Source organism: Embleya sp. NPDC008237, assembly GCF_042956465.1.
GTDB lineage: Bacteria > Actinomycetota > Actinomycetes > Streptomycetales > Streptomycetaceae > Embleya.
The window spans coordinates 522,510-544,992 of sequence record NZ_JBIBGL010000003.1; the positions used below are offsets into that span (position 1 = coordinate 522,510).

At 70.8% G+C, this 22,483-nt stretch carries 15 protein-coding genes; 7 read left to right on the forward strand and 8 right to left on the reverse strand.

What is annotated here, in order from left to right; genetic code table 11:
* Positions 1 to 59: 59 nt before the first annotated feature.
* From ACFZBU_RS09230 to hrcA, 4 genes are all read right to left on the reverse strand, one after another.
* Positions 60 to 800, reverse strand: a complete 741-nt coding sequence (locus ACFZBU_RS09230) for a 16S rRNA (uracil(1498)-N(3))-methyltransferase (protein WP_391582850.1) — start codon at positions 798 to 800, stop codon at positions 60 to 62.
* Positions 797 to 1,864 (reverse strand): NAD(P)H-dependent flavin oxidoreductase, encoded by a 1,068-nt coding sequence (locus ACFZBU_RS09235; RefSeq protein WP_391583077.1) that lies wholly within the window; start codon positions 1,862 to 1,864, stop codon positions 797 to 799. The genes ACFZBU_RS09230 and ACFZBU_RS09235 overlap by 4 nt, the downstream gene beginning before the upstream one ends.
* Positions 1,865 to 2,086: 222 nt before the next feature.
* The gene (gene dnaJ, locus ACFZBU_RS09240) at positions 2,087 to 3,217 is read right to left on the reverse strand and encodes a molecular chaperone DnaJ (RefSeq protein ID WP_391582851.1); all 1,131 of its coding nucleotides are present in this window, start codon (positions 3,215 to 3,217) and stop codon (positions 2,087 to 2,089) included.
* A 2-nt stretch (positions 3,218 to 3,219) separates the two neighbouring features.
* Positions 3,220 to 4,236 carry a heat-inducible transcriptional repressor HrcA gene (gene hrcA, locus ACFZBU_RS09245; protein ID WP_078979500.1) on the reverse strand — a complete coding sequence of 339 codons (1,017 nt, stop codon included), beginning with the start codon at positions 4,234 to 4,236 and terminating at the stop codon, positions 3,220 to 3,222.
* 150 nt (positions 4,237 to 4,386) lie between these two features.
* Here hrcA and ACFZBU_RS09250 point away from each other — a divergent pair, with 150 nt between their 5' ends.
* Genes ACFZBU_RS09250 through ACFZBU_RS09260 form a run of 3 tightly spaced genes read left to right on the forward strand, consistent with a single transcriptional unit; the run spans position 4,387 to position 7,261 of the window.
* Complete coding sequence (locus ACFZBU_RS09250; RefSeq protein WP_391582852.1) at positions 4,387 to 5,142, forward strand: MBL fold metallo-hydrolase; 756 nt, start codon at positions 4,387 to 4,389, stop codon at positions 5,140 to 5,142.
* 29 nt (positions 5,143 to 5,171) lie between these two features.
* Complete coding sequence (locus ACFZBU_RS09255) at positions 5,172 to 6,002, forward strand: DUF3097 domain-containing protein (RefSeq protein ID WP_391582853.1); 831 nt, start codon at positions 5,172 to 5,174, stop codon at positions 6,000 to 6,002.
* Between the two features lie 53 nt (positions 6,003 to 6,055).
* Positions 6,056 to 7,261, forward strand: a complete 1,206-nt coding sequence (locus ACFZBU_RS09260) for a WD40 repeat domain-containing protein (RefSeq protein ID WP_391582854.1) — start codon at positions 6,056 to 6,058, stop codon at positions 7,259 to 7,261.
* Positions 7,262 to 7,495: 234 nt separating this feature from the next.
* Here ACFZBU_RS09260 and ACFZBU_RS09265 read toward each other — a convergent pair whose 3' ends face one another.
* Complete coding sequence (locus ACFZBU_RS09265; RefSeq protein ID WP_391582855.1) at positions 7,496 to 8,389, reverse strand: phenylalanine 4-monooxygenase; 894 nt, start codon at positions 8,387 to 8,389, stop codon at positions 7,496 to 7,498.
* A gap of 315 nt (positions 8,390 to 8,704) precedes the next feature.
* Here ACFZBU_RS09265 and ACFZBU_RS09270 point away from each other — a divergent pair, with 315 nt between their 5' ends.
* Genes ACFZBU_RS09270 through ACFZBU_RS09285 form a run of 4 tightly spaced genes read left to right on the forward strand, consistent with a single transcriptional unit; the run spans position 8,705 to position 16,559 of the window.
* Positions 8,705 to 10,732, forward strand: a complete 2,028-nt coding sequence (locus ACFZBU_RS09270) for a dynamin family protein (protein WP_391582856.1) — start codon at positions 8,705 to 8,707, stop codon at positions 10,730 to 10,732.
* Entirely contained in the window at positions 10,729 to 11,847 is a 1,119-nt protein-coding gene (locus tag ACFZBU_RS09275; protein ID WP_391582857.1) for a hypothetical protein, read from the forward strand. The genes ACFZBU_RS09270 and ACFZBU_RS09275 overlap by 4 nt, the downstream gene beginning before the upstream one ends.
* Before the next feature lie 43 nt (positions 11,848 to 11,890).
* Positions 11,891 to 14,557, forward strand: a complete 2,667-nt coding sequence (locus tag ACFZBU_RS09280; RefSeq protein WP_391582858.1) for a dynamin family protein — start codon at positions 11,891 to 11,893, stop codon at positions 14,555 to 14,557.
* Between the two features lie 28 nt (positions 14,558 to 14,585).
* Positions 14,586 to 16,559, forward strand: a complete 1,974-nt coding sequence (locus ACFZBU_RS09285; protein WP_391582859.1) for a dynamin family protein — start codon at positions 14,586 to 14,588, stop codon at positions 16,557 to 16,559.
* Between the two features lie 79 nt (positions 16,560 to 16,638).
* Here ACFZBU_RS09285 and hemW read toward each other — a convergent pair whose 3' ends face one another.
* The 3 genes from hemW to lepA all read right to left on the reverse strand — a co-directional run bounded on the left by hemW (position 16,639) and on the right by lepA (position 22,010).
* Positions 16,639 to 17,859, reverse strand: coding sequence for a radical SAM family heme chaperone HemW (hemW, locus tag ACFZBU_RS09290; protein ID WP_391582860.1), 1,221 nt, complete (start codon positions 17,857 to 17,859; stop codon positions 16,639 to 16,641).
* A gap of 93 nt (positions 17,860 to 17,952) precedes the next feature.
* Positions 17,953 to 19,827, reverse strand: a complete 1,875-nt coding sequence (locus tag ACFZBU_RS09295; protein ID WP_391582861.1) for an AMP-dependent synthetase/ligase — start codon at positions 19,825 to 19,827, stop codon at positions 17,953 to 17,955.
* A gap of 329 nt (positions 19,828 to 20,156) precedes the next feature.
* Positions 20,157 to 22,010 (reverse strand): translation elongation factor 4, encoded by a 1,854-nt coding sequence (lepA, locus tag ACFZBU_RS09300; RefSeq protein WP_391582862.1) that lies wholly within the window; start codon positions 22,008 to 22,010, stop codon positions 20,157 to 20,159.
* Between the last annotated feature and the right edge of the window lie 473 nt (positions 22,011 to 22,483).

The following is a 22,483-nucleotide window of genomic DNA, read 5'->3' on the forward strand; positions in this document are numbered from 1 at the left end:
GGGTCCGAGTCGATCACGGGCGGTCGCCCCGATCGTAGTCAGGTGTACCGCCCGACGCGTCAGCCCCAGCGGCCGGATCGGGCCAACAACACGGACGCCGCCGAGACGCCGGCCGTGGAGGTGCGCAGCACGGTCGGGCCCAGACGGTACGCGCTCGCGCCTGCCGCGGCGAACGCGGCCAGTTCGTCCGGCGACACCCCGCCCTCGGGGCCGACCACCAGGACCAGGTCGCCCTCGGTCGGCGTGGCGGCGGTCGCGATCGGCGCGGCGGCCGACTCGTGCAGCACGCCCGCGAACGCGGCGGCGCCGAGCAGCGCGGCCACCTGGCGCGTACTCATCTGCTCGGTGACCTCGGGCAGGTGCAGCCGGCGGGCCTGCTTGCCCGCCTCGCGAGCGGTCGAGCGCCACTTGGCCAGCGCCTTCGCGCCGCGCTCGCCCTTCCACTGGGTGATGCAGCGGGCGGCGGCCCAGGGCACGATCACGTCGACGCCGACCTCGGTCATCGTCTCCACCGCGAGTTCGCCGCGGTCGCCCTTGGGCAGTGCCTGGACCACCACGATCCGGGGGGCGGGGGCGGGTTCCTCGGTGCGCGAGTCGACGTCGACGTACAGCGTGTCCTTGCCCTCGGTGCGGTTGACCGTGCCGTGCACGGCCAGTCCGGCGCCGTCGGCCAGGACGATCGGCTCACCGGCGACGAGGCGGCGCACCGTGACGGCGTGTCGACCCTCGGCGCCGTCCAGGACGACCTGCCGGCCGTGCCGGATGGCCTCGCCGGGGGCGAGGAAGACGGGGGCGCTCACGCATGTGCCTTTCGGGCGGCGGCCATCTCGTCGACGAGCCGGTTGATCACCTCGGCGGCGGGCTCCTCGCGGGCGAGGCGCCAGCCCTGACCGGCCCACAGGGCCAGGCCGTCGGCCTCGCCCCGGGCGGCGGCGGCCTTGCGGATCGGCGAGACCAGGTGGTGGACGTAGGGGTAGACCCCGGGGGCCTCGGCCTCGTGACGGGCCACGAAACCGTTGCGCAGTCCCCGGGCCCAGCGGCCGGAGAACGCGCGGGTGAGCACGCTGCGGTCGAAGGCCGGATCGGCCAGCGCGGCCTTGTGCGCGGCGGGCGCGACGGCTTCCGGGCAGCGCAGGAAGGCGGTGCCCAGCTGGGCGGCACTCGCGCCGGCGAGCCGCACCGCCTCGATCTGCCGGCCCGTCATCAGGCCGCCGGCGGCGATCAGCGGCAGTTCGGTCTCGGCGGCGATCAGGGTGAGCAGGGTGAGCAGGCCGTACGGGGCGGGCTCGTCCGGATTGGCGAAGCCGCCCTGGTGACCGCCGGCCTCGGCGCCCTGTACGCACAGCGCGTCGACCCCGCCACCGGCGGCGACGCGGGCCTCCTCGGGTGTGGTGACGGTGGCCACGGTCAGCGTGCCGGCGGCCCGCAGCGCGGTGATCGCGGCGGGGTCGGGCAGGCCGAAGGTGAAGCTCACCACCGGGACCGGGTGGGCGAGCAGCAGCGCGAGCTTGGCGTCCCAGTCGTCGCGTTCCGAGCCGGGGGCGGGTGTGCCGACGGTGCCGCCGTAGTGCGCGGCGGCTCGGGCCAGCGACGCCGCGTAGCGCCGGGTGAGCTCGTCCTGGGCGCGGGTGGGCACGGGGTGCGGCATGAACGCGTTGACCCCGAACGGCGCATCGCCGATCAGCGCGCGCAGTTCGTCGATCTCGGCGGCCAGCGCGTCGGCCGAGCGATACCCGGCGGCCAGGAAACCGAGCCCGCCCGAGCGGATGACCGCCGCCGCGAGGGCGAAGCCGGCCGCACCGGCCATCGGTGCCTGCACGATCGGCAGCGCGGTCAGCCGGGTGGGGTCGGTCGTCGTCGGCATCATGCTCCCCGTTCGCTCGGAGGACGGCTCGGCTCGCCTCGTTCGACCAAGCCTAGGTCCGACCGAGCCCGGGACGTGCCTCGCCCCGACCTCGCGGCACAGGTCCGCCGCGGATACGCGCGCACGCGCCGGACGGGCCGATTTCGGCCCGTCCGGCGCGTGCGGACATCACGACACACCCACCCCGGACACCCGCGCGCGCTGTGCGTGCCGCGCGTCGGTTCAGCGACCGTTGAACGCGTCCTTGAGGCGGGAGAACAGGCCCTGCTGGCCCGGCGTGAACTGGCCGGAAGGCCGTTCCTCGCCGCGCAGCTTGGCGAGCCGTCGCAGCAGCTCCTCCTGCTCGGGGTCGAGCTTGCTCGGCGTCTGCACCTCGACGTGCACGACCAGGTCGCCCCGGCCGCCGCCGCGCAGGTGGGTGATGCCGCGTCCGTGCAGCGGGATCGACTGGCCCGACTGGGTGCCGGGGCGGATGTCGATCTCCTCGGTGCCGTCCAGCGTCTGCAACGGCACCTTGGTGCCCAGCGACGCCGCCGTCATCGGGATGGTGACCGTGCAGTGCAGGTCGTCACCGCGCCGCTGGAACGTGGTGTGCGGGACCTCGACGATCTCCACGTACAGGTCGCCGGCCGGTCCGCCACCGGGGCCGACCTCGCCCTCGCCCGCGAGCTGGATCCGGGTGCCGCTGTCCACGCCCGCCGGGATCTTGACGGTGAGCGTGCGCCGCGCGCGGATCCGCCCGTCGCCCGCGCACTCGGGGCACGGGTGCGGGACCACGGTGCCGAAGCCCTGGCACTGCGGACACGGCCGCGACGTCATGACCTGGCCCAGGAAGGACTTGGTGACCTGGCTGACCTCGCCGCGCCCGCGACACATGTCGCAGGTCTGCGCCGAGGTACCCGGGGCCGCGCCCTCGCCGTTGCACGTATTGCACGTGACGGCGGTGTCCACCTGGATTTCCCGGGTGGTGCCGAACGCGGCCTCTTCGAGGGTGATCTCGATCCGGATCATCGCGTCCTGGCCGCGGCGCGTGCGCGAGCGCGGTCCGCGCTGGCTGGCCTGGCCGAAGAACGCGTCCATGATGTCGCTGAAGCCGAAGCCGGCCTGGCCGAAGCCGCCGCCCGCGCCGCCCCCGGAGGACAGCGGGTCGCCGCCGAGGTCGTACATCTGTCGCTTCTGCGGGTCCGAGAGGACCTCGTAGGCGTTGTTGATCTCCTTGAACCGGTCCTGCGTCTTCGGGTCCGGATTGACGTCCGGGTGCAGCTCCCGAGCGAGCCGGCGGAAGGCCTTCTTGATTTCCTCCGGGGTGGCGTCCCGCCGCACCCCGAGGACCTCGTAGTAATCGGTAGCCAACTCTACGACTCCGCGAGGATCTGTCCGACGTACCGTGCCACGGCGCGCACCGCTCCCATCGTTCCGGGGTAGTCCATTCGGGTCGGCCCGAGCACCCCGAGCTTCGCCAGCGTTTCCTGCCCACTGCCGTATCCGACGGCGACCACCGAGGTCGCGGCCAGTCCTTCGTGCATGTTCTCGTGTCCGATCCGCACGACCATGCCCGGGTCGGTCGCCTCACCCAACAGGCGCAGCAGCACGACGTGCTCCTCGAGTGCTTCGAGGACCGGGCGGATCGTGTTCGGGAAGTCCATGCCGAAACGGGTCAGGTTGGCCGTCCCGGCCAGGACGACCTTCTCTTCCTTGTGCTCGACCAGGGTGTCGAGCAGGGTCGCCAGGATGTCCGCCACGATCGGCCGTTCCTCGGCGGTGAACGGCTCGGCGAGATCCTGGACCAACAACGGCACATCGGCGAACCGCTTGCCGGTGATCCGGCTGTTCAGTCGCGCGCGGACGTCGGCGAGCAGGTTCTCGCCGACCGGGCCCGGTGTGTCCATCACCCGCTGCTCGACCCGACCCGTGCTGGTGATCAGCACGAGCATCACGCGCGTGGGCGCCAGGGTGAGCAACTCGACGTGCCGGATCGTCGAGCGGGTCAGCGAGGGGTACTGCACGACGGCGACCTGATGGGTCAGCTGCGCCAGCAGCCGCACCGTCCGGCCCACCACGTCGTCCAGGTCCACCGCGCCGGCCAGGAAGGTCTGGATCGCCCGGCGCTCGGCGCCCGACAGCGGCTTGACGCCCGCGAGCCGGTCGACGAACAGCCGGTAGCCCTTGTCCGTGGGCACGCGGCCGGCGCTGGTGTGGGGCTGCGTGATGTAGCCCTCCTCCTCCAGCGCGGCCATGTCGTTGCGAATGGTGGCCGGGGAGACCCCGAGGTTGTGTCGGTCCGCGAGCGCCTTGGAACCCACCGGCTCCTGGGTCGCCACATAGTCCTGCACGATGGCACGCAGCACGTCCTGCTTGCGATCGTCGAGCATGGTGCGCACCTCCCTGACCCGTTCTTCCACCCGTTGCCGTGTCCCGTCGGCGGTGGTTCGTCCCACTGGTTGGCACTCCGTCCCGCCGAGTGCCAGTGTACGGGTCACCCGATCCGGACCGTACCCCTGAGTCCGTGCCAAGGTTGACGCATGCTACGCGCCGAACAGCCGAAACACGCCACCTGGGAGCCGATCGCACCGGGCGTCCTGCGCCGCCGGCTGCCCGGCCTGGAACTGAATGTGGCGGTCGTCACGGGTCGCGAGGGGATCCTGCTCGTGGACACCGGTTCGCACGACCACGAGGCCGCCGACCTGTTGGCCTCGCTGGCCCGCGAACTGCCCGCGCACGGATTGCCCGACCGGGTGGTCGCGGTGGTGAACACACACGGTCACTTCGACCACTGTTACGGCAACGACGAGGTGCTGCGTGCCTTCCCCGACGCCGAGGTCTGGGGCCACGCGGATCTGCCGGCCTATCTCGAGCGGTACGCCGACGCCGGTCGGGCGAGCGGCATCTCGCACGGCTTCGACCCGGAGCTGATGAACGCCGCGCGGATCGTGCCGCCGACCCGCACGGTGACCCGCGAGCAGCCGGTGACTGTGGACCTGGGCGGGCGCGAGGTGGTGCTGTACGCGCCGGGCCGCGGACACACCGACCACGATGTGGTCGTGCACGTGCCCGACTGCGGCGTGCTGATCGCCGGCGACATGGTGGAGGAGAGCGGGCCGCCGGTGTTCGGCTCGGACGCGTTCGCCGCCGAGTGGAGCGATTCGCTGGCACGGGTCCGGGCGCTGGACGCGAGTGTCTGGCTGCCCGGGCACGGTGCGGTGGTGGACGAGGAGTTCGTGATCCGACAGAACCACTGGCTGGCCGAGGTCGCCGCCGGGCGCGTCGTACCGGACTGACGCACCGTCACCCGGCTAGCGTCACTCTCATGCGCAGCTATGGACCCGAGTCGCTGATCCCGGGATGGAAGAAGGACAAGCCCGTCCCCGAGGTCGAGGCCGAACGCGATCTGGTGGTGGAGGAGGCGTCCACCGGCTTCTGCGGTGCGGTGGTCCGGGTGGAGAAGACCCCGGAGGGGTTCACCGTCACCCTGGAGGATCGGCACGGCCGGCTCCGGGTCTTCCCGCTGGATCCGCGCGGGTTCCTGATCGACGGCGAGGTCGTCACCCTGGTCCGCCCGCGCACGCCCGGACCCGCGCGCACTCCCGGGCGGACCGCGTCGGGTTCGGTGGCGGTCCGGGGCGCCCGGGCCAGGGTGGCGCGGGCCGGCCGGATCTATGTGGAGGGCCGGCACGACGCGGAGTTGGTCGAGCGGGTGTGGGGCGACGACCTGCGGATCGAGGGCGTGGTCGTGGAGTATCTGGAGGGCGTCGACGATCTTCCGGCGCTGGTGCGCGAGTTCGCGCCGGGCCCGGGTCGACGGCTGGGCGTGCTGGTGGACCACCTGGTGCCCGGCTCGAAGGAGAGCCGGATCGCGGCGCAGGTGACCGGTGATCAGGTGCTCGTGGTGGGACACCCCTATATCGACGTGTGGCAGGCGGTCCGGCCGGCGTCGGTGGGCATCGCGGCGTGGCCGGACGTACCGCGCGGTGTGCCGTGGAAGGAAGGGGTCTGCGCGGCGCTCGGCTGGCCGGTGGATCCGCCGCAGGCGTGGCGTCGCATTCTCGCCGCGGTGGATTCGTACCGCGATCTGGAGCCCGCGCTGCTGGGGAGGGTGGAGGAACTGATCGATTTCGTGACATCCCCGTCCGAGGTGTGAGTCGCGTCCGCCGCCCGATGCCCGTTTCCCGGCCGCGGCGCTAGCGTGCTCCGATGCGACAGGAACAGGTCACGCTCGTGCTGCCGGACTCGGCCGGGCCCAAGTACCGGAGATTCGGCGTGTCCGGGGCCGAGTTCGTCCGGGCCGCGTGGTCGGGGAACGGGAAGGCCCGGGAGACGCGCAAGGAGTTCACGGACCCGGCCGCCGCCGTGGTCGCGCTGCGGCGGGAGGCGGACAAGGCGCTGCGGGCCGGGTTCGTCCGGCTGGGCGGGGCGGAGGATCCGGTGGCGCTGGAGTTCATGCCGCCGGGCAAGACCTCGTCGCGGGCACTGGACCTGCATCCGGACGGGCACACGGTGCTGATCGCCTACGGCGGTGCGATCCGTCTCGTGGACGTGGCCACCGGGGTTCGGCGCACGGTGCACGCGGTGCCGACGGCCGAGCGGCTGACCGGCATCGACAGCGTGTTGTTCGACGCGACGGGAACGGCCGTGGTCTACACGGTCGGCGGCGCCACACGCCGGCTCGACCTGACCACCCTGCATGAGGAACAGCTCGCCTGTTACCGGCAGTTCGAGGATGCCCTGTTCAATCCGTACACCGTGCAGCCGTCCTGGGACGCGGCCCGCCGACGACTCGTGGTGTTCGACGCCGGCGACCGGGTGCGCGTCCTGGACGCGGCCGGCACGCAGGTGTTCGAGGTTTCGACGCAGTCGGCGACCACCGAGTGCCGGGGGGCCGCGCTGTCGCCCTCGGGCCGGTTGTTGGCGGTGTGGCGGGTCAGCCGCGGTGTGGTCTACGGGCACCGGGACGCGACCGACGATCCGACCAACGAGGTCGAGGTGTGGGACGTGGAGACCGGTCGCCCGACCGCTCGGGTGCCGCTCGCGTGGGAGATCGGCGACCTCGGCTTCGATCCGAGCGAGACCCTGCTCCTTGTCAACCAGAGGCGGGTGAACGGGCCGTTCGCACTCTCGATCGACACCGGCGAACCGGCCTGGCACTTCACCAACCCGCACCACCCGAACGGCTGGGCCACGTGCTACGCGTGGGCCTACTCGCCGGACGGCGGGCGGATTGCGATCGGCGGCCACCGCACGGGCGCGCTGCACGTGTACGACGCGAACCTGCGCGAGGCGTCCAGCCGCCCGCTCCCCGGCTACGACGACCAACGCGTACGCCGCCTGGCCTTCTCCACCGACGGCACCCTCCTGGCCACGGGCGGCGACTTCGGCCGGGTATTCGTACGGCGGGTGTGAGCGCCCCCGACCGAAGTGCCGCCGAGCGTCAGACGAACCTGGTGGTGTCCAAGGCCGTCGAGAACGGCGCGGGCAGATCGATCTGCTTGCCGAACGGGCCGGTGTAGCTCTCCGTGTAGTCGTCGCCCTTGGGCGCCGAGAAGAGCGTCAGCGAGCATGAAGAGCCACTCGGGCAGGTGACCGGACGTTTGGCGCCCGATCACCCGACCGAGTGAACGACCACGGGGGAAGGGTCTACGGCGTCTTCGCCGACGCCGTCAGGGCGGCGATCGAGTCGTCGGTGCACGTGGCCCAGAAGGTGCCGACGAGGTCCTCCAGGTGGGTCATCGAGTGTGCCGCGTACAGGATGTCCTGGTAGTGGGTGATGTCGTACTGCATCGTGCCCATCGCCACCAGGTCCAGTTCGCGGATGTCGACGGTGCGGAACTCGCGGATCTCGCCGTAGGACGACAGGATCCCCGCGCCGTAGGCCTTGAGTGCGCCCCCCTCGTGCATGACGCCGAATTCCAGGGTGAACCAGAAGACCTTCGAGACGAACTCCAGCGCCTCGCGGCTCTCCACCCGGCGGGCCGCCTCGCCGGCCACCCGGTACAGCGCGGCGAACCGGTCCGAGGCGAGCATGTTGGCGTGCCCGATCACCTCGTGCACGACGTCCGGCTCGGGCGTGTACAGCGGCACGCTGTGGTGGCGGATGTACTGGGTCGAGTGGAAGTACGAGTCGGCCAGTGATCCGTAGAAGTCGCGCAGCGGGACCAGACCGGCCGCGGGCAGGTAACGGAACCCGGTGAGCGGTTGCAGCGCGCCGCTGACCTCCTCCAACTGGGGGATCCGGTCGGTCGGCAGTTTCAGCCGCGCCGTGCCCTCCAGGTAGTCCGAGACCGCGTACTCCGCGTGGGAGACGGACAACTCGTGCGAGACGAGGCGCCAGACCTCGTGCTCCTCTTCGGTGTACTCGACCTCCGGGATCGGGTCGCCGCGCCGGTGGTCCAAGGCCAGCTCCGCGATCCGATTCCGGCGCTCGCGGTACACCGCGTCCGCGAACCCCGGGTGGCTGCGGGACAGCTCGACCTCGACGCCGCCGTCGGCCCTACGGGTGACCGGGGCCAGATACTGGGCCTCCTCGAACATGCCATCTCCTGATCGCATCGGAATCGACTCGCCGGACGAGCCGAGGCACCCACACGCAACCAGTATGCGTCGAATTCCTACCATTCATACCGATCGGGCCGAATGGGGCGACGACGTGGATCAGGTACGAGGGATCGCCTCGGCGCCTATATCGCACCATTTCGACGGCCGTCTCACAAGGGCCACAGGGGTTCCACGGATCGGTCCGGCCGGCATCCGAATCCACCGAGACGGGATTCCGGACCTCGTGACAGGATCGCCCGTACATCGGGGAGGGCACCGTCGGGAGGGGGCGCGGTGGTGGATTCTCGCGGCATGGCCGGGGATCGTTCGAAGCGACGCGATGTGGTCGAGGCGCTCACCGAGACCTCCGACCACCTCGACTTCGCACTCGCCATGGTCCGCCGCATCGTCGGCGATCAGGAGCGACTGACCCAACTGACCGAACGTATCCGCGAGATCGAGACGCGCCTGCGCGACGACCGGTACTACCTCGCCGTGATCGGCGAGTTCTCGGCCGGCAAGAGCACCTTCATCAACGCGCTGCTGGCCGAGGACCTGCTGCCCACCTCGGCGCTGCCCACCACCGGCGCCGCGACCAGGATCACCCACGGTGACGAATTCTCCGTCGAGGTGCGCTTCAACGGCGACGGGATCCGCTACGTCTACCCCTCCGGGCGATACACCGGCGCGGCCAGTCCGCTCGGCCGGATGCTCGCGCATCTCGCCCCGGACGTGCCCGTTCCCGACGACACGGCCGGCATCCTGCGGCTGCTCACCGCCGACGACACGATCGCGCCACGGGTACAGAGCCTGGAGGTCCGCCACCCCGCCGACGCACTGCGCGACGGGCTGGTGATCATCGACACGCCCGGCACCAACGCCCGCGTCGGACACACCGAGATCACCCGCGCGGTGATGCGCGACATCGCCGACGTCGCGGCGGTGCTGACCGCGTCCACGTCGCCCTCGCCGGTGTCGCTGGCCGAGTTCCTGACCGACGCGCTCGACCCCGGGCAACTGCGCCGCTGCATCGTCCTGGTCACCAAGATGGATCACATCGACGAGGACGAACGCGAGGACCTGCTCGCGCACGTCCGGCAGCGGTTCGCCCGGATGCTGGGCACGGCCGACCCGGTGGTCGAACCGGTCGCCGCCGAGCCGGTGGTCCGACTCGCCTCAGGACGACCGCTGCGCGGCCCGGAACAGGCCTACTGGGCCGAGGAGTTCCCGCGCACGGTGGCCCGACTCCGGGACCTGATGCAGCGTCAGCGCATCGTCGCGGTGTCCGACCACCTGCTGCGGCTCCTGGAGGACCTGCTCGACGAACTGCGCCGCGAGGTGACCCTGGCCGAGCAGCGGCTGGACGCGGAGGAAGCCGAACTCGCGGATGCCCGCATCGCCGACATGGCCGCATTCGTCCGGGCCCAACACGGCGAGACCGCGCGCCTGCTCGGCGCCGGCGCCCAGCGTGCCCAACAGGCGGTCGGCGGCATGGCCCCGCAGTGGTGGCGCTACACCCAGGCCGAGATCGACCACGCGCTCGACGGCGCGGAAACCCCGGACGAACTGCGCGCGGTGATCGCCGTCCGCGCGCCGGAACTGATCCGGCAGGGCCTGCCCCGGATCGGCGACATCGTGCAGCAGGCCGTCACCGGCGCGCTGGCCACCGCCGCCGAGAGCGCCCGGTCGGCCGCCGACGCCGCGTTCGAGGCGGCGTACCGCAAGCTCGGCGCCATCCACCGACCGGCCGGACCGGACCGGGTCACCGTGCTGACCGGACATCAACTCGCGGACGCGGCGATGCGCGCCTATCAGGACTCGGTCTCCGGGGTCACCCAGCAGATCCGCGCCGTGCGACTGGACCCGACCACCCCGCGCACCCCCGGCGCGCGGATCGGCGGCGCCCTGGACCAGTGGTTCGGCGGCGCCCGAAACGGCGACCCGGGCACGCCCTCCGGCCGGGCCGGCTTCGGTGGATTCATGGCCAAAGTGGCCGATTCGCTGTCATCCACTGACATGACGGCTCTGCGGAACCGCGCACGCGCCGAAATGCATCAGACACTGCGAACCGTCGCCGACGGTTTGTCCCGACAGATCGACGAGGCCGTCGGCACGGCCACGACGCACTACTCGCTGGACGTCTCACAACACGTGGACCGCTACCGGGCCAGGTACGAGGCGACGGTCGCCGAACTGGTGACCGAGCATCACCGCCGTGAGGATATTCTCGCGGCTCGCAGAAGCCTGTTGCAGGACGCGGACAGGCAGACGGAACGGCGCCGCGACACGGTGAACAACCAACGCGAGCGCCTCACACGCCGGGGGGAATTCGGCAGATGAGCGACTACACGCACGACGACGACCTGTTCGCGGTGGTCTCCGACGACACCATCGACACACTGGACACCGCCGACGGGGGCACTGTAGCGGCGGCACCACTGTGGGAGACCGACGCGGGCGGCGAGAGCAACGGCGGTACCTACCCCAACTCCACTCTGCCGTACACGGACCCGAACTTCGATCCGCTCAACGACCCGAACTACGACCCGTTCCACGCGGACAGCGACGGCGACGGCCGGATCGACGCGTACGACCCGCACATGTTCGACCCCAACGACAACAACGAGCCCGTCCCCACGCCCAGTCGGCAGTGGTACGACGACCAGGTCGCCAACGACCCGTACGCCGATCCCTACGGAGACCCGTACGCGGACCCCTACGGCGACCCGTACGGCATGGATCCCTACGGCGAGCCGCAGGGCAACGACCCGTACGCGGACCCGGCGAGCTACCCGGGCACGGGCAACACCGAGCCCGGCGTGCCCGCCGCGTGGGGCGCGGTCTCCGACGAGCAGGGCAACTGGGAGTACCACGCGCCGGACAACTGGACGCCCGCGCAGTTCGACGGCTTCGGCGACCCGGTCGGCGACGCGCAGTACTGGCAGCAGCAGGTCAGCCCGACCAGCTGCGCGGTGGTCTCCCAGGGGATGATCCTGGAGAAGCTCACCGGTCTGCCGCTGGACGAGAACGCGCTGATGACCGAGGCCCAGCAGGCCGGCATCTACGACCCCGAGAACGGCACCAGAACCGACGACATCGGCAAGCTGCTCGAAATGCACGGCGTGGACACCGACATGGTGCCGGGCGCCGACATGCGGCAGATGCTCGACGCGCTGGAGAAGGGCGACCAGGTCATCGTCGCCCTGGACGCGCAGGAGATCTGGTCTCCGATGCAGGACCCGGCCACCGGTGCGCCGCTGGAGCAGGACCCCACGATGGGACACGCCGTGTGGGTCACCGGCATCGACACCCAGCCCGACGGCTCGGTCTACGTCCTGCTCAACGACCCGGGTGCGCCGTTCGGCCAGACCGAGCCGATTCCGCTGGCGGACTTCGTCAACGCGTGGCAGGACCGGGACACCACGATGATCGTCGCCCACCCGACGCACGCCTGATCGTTCGACATCACAACGGATTCGATGGGAGTAGGGACAACACATGTCGTTCGATCGTGAACACGTGCTGCGCCAGGCCGCACAGGTACAGCCGCGCCGCCGTCCGGGCGTCGCGGGCCTGTTGAGCGGGATCCACCGCAGCGACGAGCTGCGCGGCTGGGTCACCATGGAATCGGTGGCACTGCCGCCGGTGCCCGAACGGACCGCGAACGGCTGGACGTTGTGGAGCCTGATCGGGGTCGGCAAGGCCGTCCCGGGGCGCCGCGAACTGCCGATCCACCCGGTGTGGGGCGCGGTCCAGTGGGGCTGGCCGTCCGAGGACGTGCTGCGGCACGTCAAGCTGACCGAGTTGCCCGAGGTCGCCGCGTCGGTGGAGAGCACCATCGGGGACGAGGCCGCCTGGGCGCTGTCCATGCAGCCGGAGGCGCTGGCCGAGCGGGCCCGCTTCTTCCAGTCGCTGGGCCGCTTCCTGGCCGACCCCGACGCGGACGCGAAGGGCGGCCCGAAGATCCTCGCCGGACTCTACGCGCGGGTGATGCCCGCCGGCGCGGTGGCCGCGTATCACCGACTCGTGCCGAGCACGGCCTCGTGGCTGCGTGCCGGCGCACCGCGTGAGGCGGCGGCGCGGCGCGACTCGGGCGACTCGCCCACCGGCCGACCCGGCCCGTCGGGGCAGACGGCGGACCGGAGGCAGGCCCCGGCTCCGGGTCCGCGCCCGGCGGGCGATGCTTCGAGTGCTCCGGGGCCGAACCCGGGCTGGGCGGGTCGCCTCGCGGGCGGCCCGTCCGGCGCGGGTGGGTCGGCGGCACCAGCCGCGCCGCCGGCTGCCGCTCGGGTCGCCCCGGCGGCGCGGGTCGCGCCCGTGACGCCGGCTCCGCGTACGCCCGCGCCGGCCGCCGCCGTGCCCGCCGGGTCGGTGACCAGCCTGGTCAAGCAGGCGCCGTCGGCCACCACGCTCGGCCGACGGATCAACGACGCGCAGGCGATCGCCGGCGACTTCGGCCTGGACGCCATCGCCGCCGAACTCGACCGGTTGCGGGCCAGGATGCGCCGGCCCGGTCTACGGATCGCGGTGGTGGGCGAATTCGGCCGCGGCAAGTCCTCGCTGATCAACCGGCTGCTCGGCGTCCCGGTGCTGCCCGAGGGTCGGCACACCCCGGTCCCGCTGGTGATCGCCGCCGGGCCGGAACCGCGCCTGGAATTGCAGTTCGCCGACGGGCGGGCCGAACCCAGGCCGGCGGTGTCCGCGTCGTGGGACGAGGTGCACCGGCTGAGTGAACATCGGGATCCGGACCAGGCCCGACTGGTCGGCGTGCGCGTGCTCGTCGCCGAGCCGGAACTGGCCCGACTGGACGTCGAGTTGGTGGACACGCCCGGCGTCAACGCCGGGCGCGGCAAGGGCACCGACGCCGAGGAGCACGACCGCCGGACCGAGGACCTGGTCCGGCGCACCGTCGCGGCCAGCGACGCGGTGCTGATGGTGGTCTCCGCGAGCGCGCCGCTCGGCCTGTCCGAGACCGCGTTCCTGGAGGAGGAGGTGATCGCCCGGCACGTGCCGCGGATCACCGTGGTGGTGTCCAAGCTGGACACCGTCGACGAGGACGAGCGCGAGGACATCGTCGACTACCTCGGCGGCCGGGTGCGCCGCATCTCGCCGACCCTGCAGGTGCTCGCCGGCCCGCATCGCGAGGACGTCTCGCCGGTGGCCGGCGTGATCGAGCGGATCACCGAGTACACCACCTCCGCCGGCCGGCGCAGCATGCGCTCGCGGCAGACCGCGGGCCAACTGCTCGCGCTGCTGGCGGAGATGGCCCAGGTGGGTCGGGACGGCCTGGCCGCGGCCGAGCTCGGTGCGGCCGAACGACAGCGCGCCGTCGAGCAGTCCGAGGTCGAGATCGACCGGATGTCCGCCGAGTGGGGCAAGGTCCGGGTCGAACTCCAGCAGCGGCGCACGCAGACCGCGGAGAAGTTCCGCGAGCACCTCCAGCTCTCGCGCGGCGACCTGTTGGACACGCTGCGCTACGAAATGGAGCGCGCGCCCGACCCGCGGACCTGGTGGGAACGCGACCTGCCGTTCCGACTCCGCCGCGAACTCACGGCGCTGGCCAAGAAGTTCGAGGCCCAGCTGCATTCCAGCGTGCAGGCCGACGTGCAGTGGCTGGACGCGAAGATGAAGCTGCACTTCGGACGCGGCAGCGGATACCGGCTGGAGAAGGTCGAGCAGCTGTCCACCGAGTTCGAACTCGGCGAGGCGGAGTCGCTGGGCCTGAAGGACCTCAAGAGCCGCAAGCTCGCCTGGCGAATCGGCCCGACCGGCCTCGCCGTGCTCGGCGCGCTGCTGATCCCGCTCACCGGCGGCGTCTCGGCGCTGCCGATGGGCGCGAGCATGGCCGCCTCGGCGGGCGGCATGGTGCTCGGCGAGGTCAAGTCGACGTCGCTGACCGAGGGGCAGCGCGCGCAGGCGATGAAGGCCCTGGAGCCGATGGTCGAGGAGGTGCTCGGCGGCTTCTCCGAGGAGGTCTCCAAGCGCCTGCACACGCTCTACGCCGGGGTGATGGACGAGGCGGTGCGCGGCCAGAAGGCATGGCGGAGCGATCGACAGACCGCGCTGGCCAAGGTCGGCACGGATGGACCCGCATGGCAGGATCTCGTCTCGCGCAGCGAGCAGCTCGGGGTCCAGCTCGACACCATGCTGGGCGCCAGAGGCTGAGCAGCCGTCGAGGAGGGGAGCGTTCAGGGTGGACAGGGGTCATGGGGCGGCCGATGGGGCCTACGCGGGTTACGGCGCGTGGCGGGCACGGCAGGAGACCCTGGTCGGCCTGATCGACCGGCTCACGCCGATCGTGGCCGGACTGCGGATCGGCGCGGGCGTCAAGAAATTGGACTCGTTGAAGCAACGGGCCGCGTCCGAGGCGTTCAAGGTGATGATCGTCGGCGAGTTCAAACGCGGCAAGAGCACGGTGATCAACTCGATGCTCGGCGAGAAGGTGCTGCCTTCCTTCGCGCGTCCGTGTACCGCGATCATCAACGAGGTGACGTGGGGTGACACCCGCTCGGCGCTGATCTATCCGCTGGAGGCGGACGGCACGGCGGGCGACCCGCTGACCGTCGGCGTGGACGAGATCGCCGACTACGTCACCATCGGCGCGGACGACGACAACACCCCGAACCCGTACGAGCGGGCGGTGGTGCGCTGGCCGCTCGAACTGTGCCGCAACGGCGTCGTGGTGGTCGACTCGCCGGGCCTGAACGAGGCCCCCGAGCGCGAGAAGGTCACCCTGAACTACCTCGAACAGGCCGACGTGCTGGTGTTCGTGGTGGACTGCCAGGCCGCGATGTCGCGCAGCGAACAGCTCTTCCTGGACGTGCACGTCAAGGCGCGCGGGCACGAGGACGTGTTCTACGTCGGGAACAAGATCAACCTGGTCGAGGAGGAGGAGCGCGAGGACGTACAGCGGGAGATCCGCAAGCGCCTCTCCCCCTACCTCTCCCGCCCGGACCGGGTCTTCTTCGTCAACGCCCGGGCCGCGCTCACCGGCCGGCAGAAGGGCGACCCGGACCTGCTGGCCGGCTCCGGGATGCCCGAACTGGAACGCGGCCTGGAGGACTTCCTGACCCGCGAGCGCGGCCGGGCCAAGATCCTCTCGCCCGCCCGGGAGCTCAAGTACCTGCTGATCGAGGCGCGCGAGCAGATCGACCGCAAGGAGGCGCTCCTGACCCAGGACGTCGAGGAGTTGCGGGCCACCTACGAGCGGGTCCAGGGTCCGCTGACCCGGCTGGAGCAGAATCGGCGGGTGATCGTCGCGCAGATGGAGGAGCACCTGCGCGAGACCCGCGGCGAAGTCGAGGCCGCGACCCGGCGGTTCATGGACCGGGTCGCCGCGAACATCCCGAACTGGGCCCAGGAGTACGACCCGAGCAACACCATCGGCGCCAATCCGTTCAACGCGCGCGAGAAGATGGAGGCGGCGGTCAAGGAGATCACCGACCATCTCTCCGGACGGGTCCAGGTCGAATTCGCACAGTGGCAGGAGAGCGAGCTCAAGCCGCTCGTCGCGCGTCGCGTCGAGGACATGGAGCGGATGATCGACGACGACGTGAAGCAGTTCGTCACGCGGATCGACGAGATCCGTGCGTCGCTCACCGCAGGCCCGGTCGGCACCGACGAGGACGGCAAACCCTCGACGCCGATCGAGCGGTTGCTCGCGGACGCGGTCAGCTTCGTGCTCGACCCGGCGACCGCGGTCTCCGGCGGCAAGTTCAACCTCAGGTCGATGCTCACCGCACTCCTGCCGCAGATCGCGGTCGGCACGGCGGCGTTCCTGGTCGGCCTGGGCCCGTTCGTGATCCTCGGCGCGGTGCTCGGGTCGACCGTGTTCAAGGGCGCGCTGCAATTGAACAAGGCCAACCGCCGACTCAAGGAGCAGGTCGCCGAGCAGGTCCAACTGGAACTGCGCAAGCAGGCCGACACCGACGTGACCAACCTGGGCGAAGAGGTGGTCAAGCAACTCCGCAAGATGCGCGACGCGATCGCCCAGGGTCTGGACGCGGAAATCAAGTCGATCCGCGACGAGGTGGGCGCAGCCCTGCGCACCAAGGAACAGGGCGAGTCGGATGCCAAGCGCGAAGGCACCGAGATGCGCCGCTACGCCCAGGAACTGAACCGCATCGACGAATCCCTGGCCGACCTGATCATGGACGTGGCGATGTAACCACGGACCCCGTCACCGACCACCGGCCGGGCCGACGACAGCCCGGTCGGCGTTCGAGGCCGAAGGCGCTCATCGCCTCCTAGTCGACCAAATCCCGCACGACGGCGTCGGCCAACAACCGCCCGCGAAGCGTGAGAACCGCCCGATCCCCCGCAATGGGCTCGAGCAGGCCATCGGCCACGGCCCGGTCCGCCGCCTTCCGCCCCACCTCCGTCAGGAGCGAGCGCGGGACGCCGTCGGACAGCCGCAGTTCGAGCAGGATCCGCTCGACCCGACGGTCCTCCGCGGTGAGCAGCTCGCGCGCCTGCGCGGGAGAGGTGTCCGCGGCCAGCCGCTGCGCGTACGCGGCGGGATGCCGGACGTTCCACCACCGCACGCCCCCCACGTGGCTGTGCGCACCCGGCCCCGCACCCCACCAGTCCGCGCCGGTCCAGTACAGCTCGTTGTGCCGGCAGCGCGCGGCGGCATCGGTCGCCCAGTTGGACACCTCGTACCAGCCGAGCCCGGCGCCGGTGAACGCCTCGTCCGCCATCAGGTATCGGTCCGCGAGCACGTCGTCGTCCGGCATCGGCAGCTCGCCGCGACGCACCCGGCCGGCCAGTCGAGTACCGTCCTCGACGATCAGCGCATACGCCGAGACGTGGTCGGGACGGGCACCGAGCACCGCGTCCAGCGAGGCCCGCCAGTCGTCGTCGGACTCTCCCGGCGTGCCGTAGATCAGGTCCAGGTTGACGTGCTCGAACCCGGCCGCGCGCGCGTCGGCCACGCACTGCTCCGGCCGACCCGGGGTGTGCCTGCGGTCCAGGATCTGCAACACGTGCCGGCGCGCGCTCTGCATGCCGAACGACAGCCGGTTGAAGCCGCCCGCGAGCAGCGTGTCCAGATAGGCCGGATCCACCGACTCGGGATTGGCCTCGGTGGTCACCTCGGCCCCGGCGGCGAGGCCGAACTCGTCCCGGATCGCGCCCAGGATCCGGGCCAGGTCCGAAGCCGGGAGCAGGGTGGGCGTGCCCCCGCCGAAGAACACCGTCTCCACCGGCCGGTCCACCTCGCCCAGCAACCGCCGGGCCATCCGGATCTCGGCGATCGCGTCGTCCGCGTACGACCCCTGCGAAGCCGATCCGCCCAGCTCGGTGGCGGTGTAGGTGTTGAAGTCGCAGTAGCCGCACCGTGACGCGCAGTAGGGCACGTGCACGTAGAAGCCGAACGGGCGACTCGCGCCCGCGAACTCGGCGAGTGCGGACGCGGGCAGCGAACCGTCTTCGGGCACGGGCAGACCGTCGGGGGGTGCGGAGGGCATCCTCCCATTGTCCACGAGCCGGCGACCGGGCCCGGCGGCCGTCGACACCTTCGGGCCGACCCCGGACTGGGTGACCGGCCGTGCCCCCGGCGCTCAGGTGACCAGCGTGCCCTTGTACATGTCCTCCAACAGCTCCGCGTACTGCCGCTCCACCACCCGCCGCTTGACCTTGAGGCTGGGCGTCAGCTCACCGTGCTCGACGCTCAGGTCGCGCGGCAGGATGGCGAATTTCTTCACCGTCTGCCAGCGCTGAAGACCCGCGTTGAGCTCGTCGAGACATTCGGCGATGAGCGCGCGGGCCTCGGCGCTGCCGGCCAGTTCCTCGTACGACTTGTCCCGCAGTTCCGGCCGGTCGGCAGCCCAGCTCCGGATCGCGTCCGGGTCCAGGGTGATCAGCGCGGTGCAGAAGTTGCGGCCCTCGCCGTGCACGAGGATGTTGCCGACGTACGGGCACATGCCTTTGAACCGGCCCTCGATCTCGCTGGGCGCCACGTACTTTCCGCCGGACGTCTTGATCAGGTCCTTCTTGCGGTCGGTGATGCGCAGGAAGCCGTCCTCGATCACCGCGATGTCGCCGGTGCGCAGCCAGCCGTCCTCGGTGAGCACCTCGGCGGTGGCCTCCGGGTCGTTGTGATAGCCCTGCATCACCGCCGGCCCGCGCACGAGCAGCTCGCCGTCCTCGGCGATGCGCAGCTCGGAGCCGGGCAGTACCAAGCCGACGGTGCCGATGCGGTGCGCGTCGTAGCGGTTGACCGAGCTGCCCGCGCTGGCCTCGGTCAGGCCGTAGCCCTCCAGGATGGGAATGCCGATCGCGTCGAAGAACTCCGCCACGTCGGGCGAGAGCGCCACACTGCCGGAGATACAGCCCTTGAGCCGGCCGCCGAACAGGTCGCGCAGCTTGCCGAAGACGAGCCGGTCGGCCAGTCGGTACTTGGCGTTCAGCAGCACGGAGGGGGTGCGACCGGCCTGCCGGGTCTGCGACATCTCCCGGCCGACACCGACCGCCCAGCGGAAGATCCTGTACTTGAGCCCGCCCTCGGCCCGCATCCGCACATGCACGGAGTTGTACACCTTCTCGAACACCCGCGGCGCGGCGGCCATGAAGGTCGGCCGCACGATCGGAAGGTTGGTGATCAGCTTGGGAATCCGACCGTCGATCGCGGTCGGGTAGCCGATCCGGATCTGGCCGGACATCATCACCTTGCCGTAGCAATGCGCGAGCGGCAGCCACAGGTACTGCAGCTCGTCCGGGTCGGTCATCCCCATCGCGGCCTGCGCGGCGGCCTGATAGGCCCACGTGTCGTGCGCGAGCCGAACACCCTTGGGCCGGCCGGTCGTCCCGGAGGTGTAGATCAACGTCGCGAGCTGGTCCCGGGTGATCGCGGCGACCCGGGTCTCGATCAGGTCGGGCTCCTTCTCCAGCCGGGCCCGGCCGAGTTCCTCCAGGTCGGCGAGGGTGATCACCCAGTCGTCGGCGCCGCCGTCGGCGTCGGGCGCGTGGTCGAAGACGACGACCTTGCGCACCGCGCCGAGGGCGGCCCGCTCGCCGCGCAGCTTGGCGAGTTGGGCGTCGTCGGCGACGAAGGCCAGCACACTGCCGGAGTCGGCCAGGATGAAGGCCGCCTCGTCGGCGTTGGTGGTCGGATAGACGGTGGTGGTGGCCGCGCCGGCGCACATGATGCCCAGGTCCGCGAGCACCCAGTCGAGCCTGGTCTCGGCGACGATCGCGACCCGGTCCTCGGGCTCGACCCCCAGCACCACCAGACCGGCGGCGATCGCCTTGGCCCGATCACCGGCCTGCCCCCAGGTGATCGAACGCCATTCCTCGCGGTCGCCGTCGCCCACTGCCACCGGATGCCGATACGCCTCACGTTCGGGCGTCGCGCGAATGCGCTCCAGAAAGTCCACGGCGATGGACGGCGGGCGATTGTCGATGCCGACTGACTCTGGACTCACTGCGGCCTCCATGTCCTTGGGCGCATTGCAGCCTGGGCGGATCTCAGGGAGTGCTGGCGATGCCGAGTACTGGTGTCGATACCGGTATCGACGGCGACGAGAGCCGGATATCGGCAGCGGACGGAGTGCGGGGGGCTCGGTATAGCGGGAGTAAAAACAAAGCGGGTGCATCGGGTTGTGCCCGATGCACCCGCAACGTACGCCGCCACAGGGCTACGCGGTAGTAGCTTCGCCCGGATCCGCCTGCGAATCCGCGTCGCCAAACTCCGCCGGCCGACCCGGCCGTGCCTGCCGCTCCCTGCCTCTGCGCCCCGCGTACCGCTACTTCCTGCCGCCGCCGTCTACTTCTTGCCGCCGCTGTCGTCGGTGGACAGCGCCGCGATGAAGGCCTCCTGCGGCACCTCGACGCGGCCGACCATCTTCATCCGCTTCTTGCCTTCCTTCTGCTTCTCGAGCAGCTTGCGCTTGCGGCTGATGTCACCGCCGTAGCACTTGGCAAGCACGTCCTTGCGGATCGCGCGGATGTTCTCGCGGGCGATCACCCGCGCCCCGACCGCCGCCTGGATCGGCACCTCGAACTGCTGACGAGGAATCAATTCGCGCAGCTTCTTGGTCATCTCGACGCCGTAGTTGTACGCCTTGTCCTTGTGCACGATCGCGCTGAATGCGTCGACCGCCTCGCCCTGGAGCAGAATGTCGACCTTGACCAGCGCGGATTCCTGCTCGCCGGTGGTCTCGTAGTCGAGCGACGCGTATCCGCGCGTCTTGGACTTGAGCGCGTCGAAGAAGTCGAACACGATCTCCGCGAGCGGCAGCGTGTAGCGCAGCTCGACCCGGTCCTCGGAGAGGTAGTCCATTCCGATCTGGACCCCGCGCCGGGTCTGGCACAGCTCCATGATCGTGCCGATGTACTCGCTCGGCGCCAGGATCGTGGCCCGCACCACCGGCTCGTGCACCTCGGCGATCTTGCCGCCGGGGAACTCGCTCGGGTTGGTCACGGTGTGCTCGGTGCCGTCCTCCATGACGACGCGGTACACCACGCTCGGCGCGGTGGAGATGAGCTCCAGGTTGAACTCGCGCTCCAGCCGCTCCCGGACGATCTCCAGGTGCAGCAGGCCCAGGAAGCCGCAGCGGAAACCGAAGCCGAGTGCGACCGAGGTCTCCGGCTCGTACACCAGCGCGGCGTCGTTGAGCTGGAGTTTGTCGAGCGCGTCGCGCAGCTCGGGGTAGTCCGATCCGTCCAGCGGATACAGACCGGAGAACACCATCGGCTTCGGGTCCTTGTAACCCCCGAGCGCCTCGGTCGCACCGTGGTGCAGCGAGGTGATCGTGTCACCCACCCGGGACTGCCGAACGTCCTTCACGCCGGTGATGATGTAGCCGACCTCGCCGACGCTCAGGCCGTCGGAGGGCTTGGGCTCGGGCGAGATGACCCCGATCTCCAGGAGCTCGTGGGTCACCCCCGTCGACATCATCTGGATCCGCTCGCGCTTCTTCAGGTCGCCGTCGATCACGCGGACGTAGGTGACCACGCCCCGGTACGAGTCGTAGACCGAGTCGAAGATCATCGCGCGGGCGGGCGCGTCCTTGGCGCCGATCGGCGGCGGGACCAGGCGTACGCACTCGTCCAGCAGCTCGGCCACACCCACGCCGGTCTTCCCGGAGACCTTGAGCACATCCTCCGGGTCGCAGCCGATGATGTGCGCGAGCTCCGCCGCGTACTTCTCGGGCTGGGCGGCCGGCAGGTCGATCTTGTTCAGCACCGGGATGATCTGGAGGTCGTTCTCCAGCGCCAGGTAGAGGTTGGCCAGCGTCTGCGCCTCGATCCCCTGCGCCGCGTCGACCAGGAGGATCGCGCCCTCGCAGGCCGCGAGCGAACGGGACACCTCGTACGTGAAGTCCACGTGGCCGGGGGTGTCGATCATGTTGAGGATGTGGATTTGGCCGTCGGGGGCCGTCCACGGCAGCCGCACCGCCTGCGACTTGATGGTGATTCCGCGCTCACGCTCGATGTCCATGCGGTCGAGGTACTGCGCGCGCATCTGTCGCGCATCGACCACACCGGTGATCTGAAGCATCCGGTCGGCGAGCGTCGACTTGCCGTGGTCGATGTGGGCGATGATGCAGAAGTTCCGGATCAGCGCCGGGTCGGTACGGCTGGGCTCCGGCACGTTCACTGGCGGGGTCGCGGGCACGCGGGCTTCCAGATTCTCGATCGGGTGGACTGGCGAGGGGTTGCGGGGTCTGCGGTCTGCGGTTTGCGCTCTGCGGTCTTGCGGGGTCGTACGGCCTTGCGGTGTGCGGTCTTGCGGAGGTCCTGCGGTGTGGCGGGGGTCCTGCGGTCCTGCGGGGGTCCTGCGGTGTCGAACGTCCTGCGTCCTGTGCAGGTCCTGCGGGTGGCACGTGGGATCGGTGTGGGATCGCCGGTGTTCCCTACATGGTCCCATGCGGCATGGGTGAGCCGTGTTGGTGGAGCCGGCCGAGCCTGTTCGGGTCGCCACCCACACGGGTGAACAAGGTGGGCGTGGGCCGCGGACGGGGGCGGATCCGGCCGGGATGGCCGACCGTGTCGTGGAAGCCCGCCGATGGCTGGTAATCTGATGGATCGCGTGTGGCGTACGTGTCTCTGCCACGCAAGTCAACGTCCGAACGGGCCCTCTCCCTGGAT

Coding starts and splice junctions, on each gene's coding strand:
- ACFZBU_RS09235 (WP_391583077.1), bottom strand. CDS start 1,864: ATGCCGACGACGACCGACCCCACCCGGCTGACCGCGCTGCCGATCGTG.
- hrcA (WP_078979500.1), bottom strand. CDS start 4,236: ATGCTCGACGATCGCAAGCAGGACGTGCTGCGTGCCATCGTGCAGGAC.
- ACFZBU_RS09250 (WP_391582852.1), top strand. CDS start 4,387: ATGCTACGCGCCGAACAGCCGAAACACGCCACCTGGGAGCCGATCGCA.
- ACFZBU_RS09255 (WP_391582853.1), top strand. CDS start 5,172: ATGCGCAGCTATGGACCCGAGTCGCTGATCCCGGGATGGAAGAAGGAC.
- ACFZBU_RS09260 (WP_391582854.1), top strand. CDS start 6,056: ATGCGACAGGAACAGGTCACGCTCGTGCTGCCGGACTCGGCCGGGCCC.
- ACFZBU_RS09265 (WP_391582855.1), bottom strand. CDS start 8,389: ATGTTCGAGGAGGCCCAGTATCTGGCCCCGGTCACCCGTAGGGCCGAC.
- ACFZBU_RS09270 (WP_391582856.1), top strand. CDS start 8,705: ATGGCCGGGGATCGTTCGAAGCGACGCGATGTGGTCGAGGCGCTCACC.
- ACFZBU_RS09275 (WP_391582857.1), top strand. CDS start 10,729: ATGAGCGACTACACGCACGACGACGACCTGTTCGCGGTGGTCTCCGAC.
- ACFZBU_RS09280 (WP_391582858.1), top strand. CDS start 11,891: ATGTCGTTCGATCGTGAACACGTGCTGCGCCAGGCCGCACAGGTACAG.
- hemW (WP_391582860.1), bottom strand. CDS start 17,859: ATGCCCTCCGCACCCCCCGACGGTCTGCCCGTGCCCGAAGACGGTTCG.
- ACFZBU_RS09295 (WP_391582861.1), bottom strand. CDS start 19,827: ATGGAGGCCGCAGTGAGTCCAGAGTCAGTCGGCATCGACAATCGCCCG.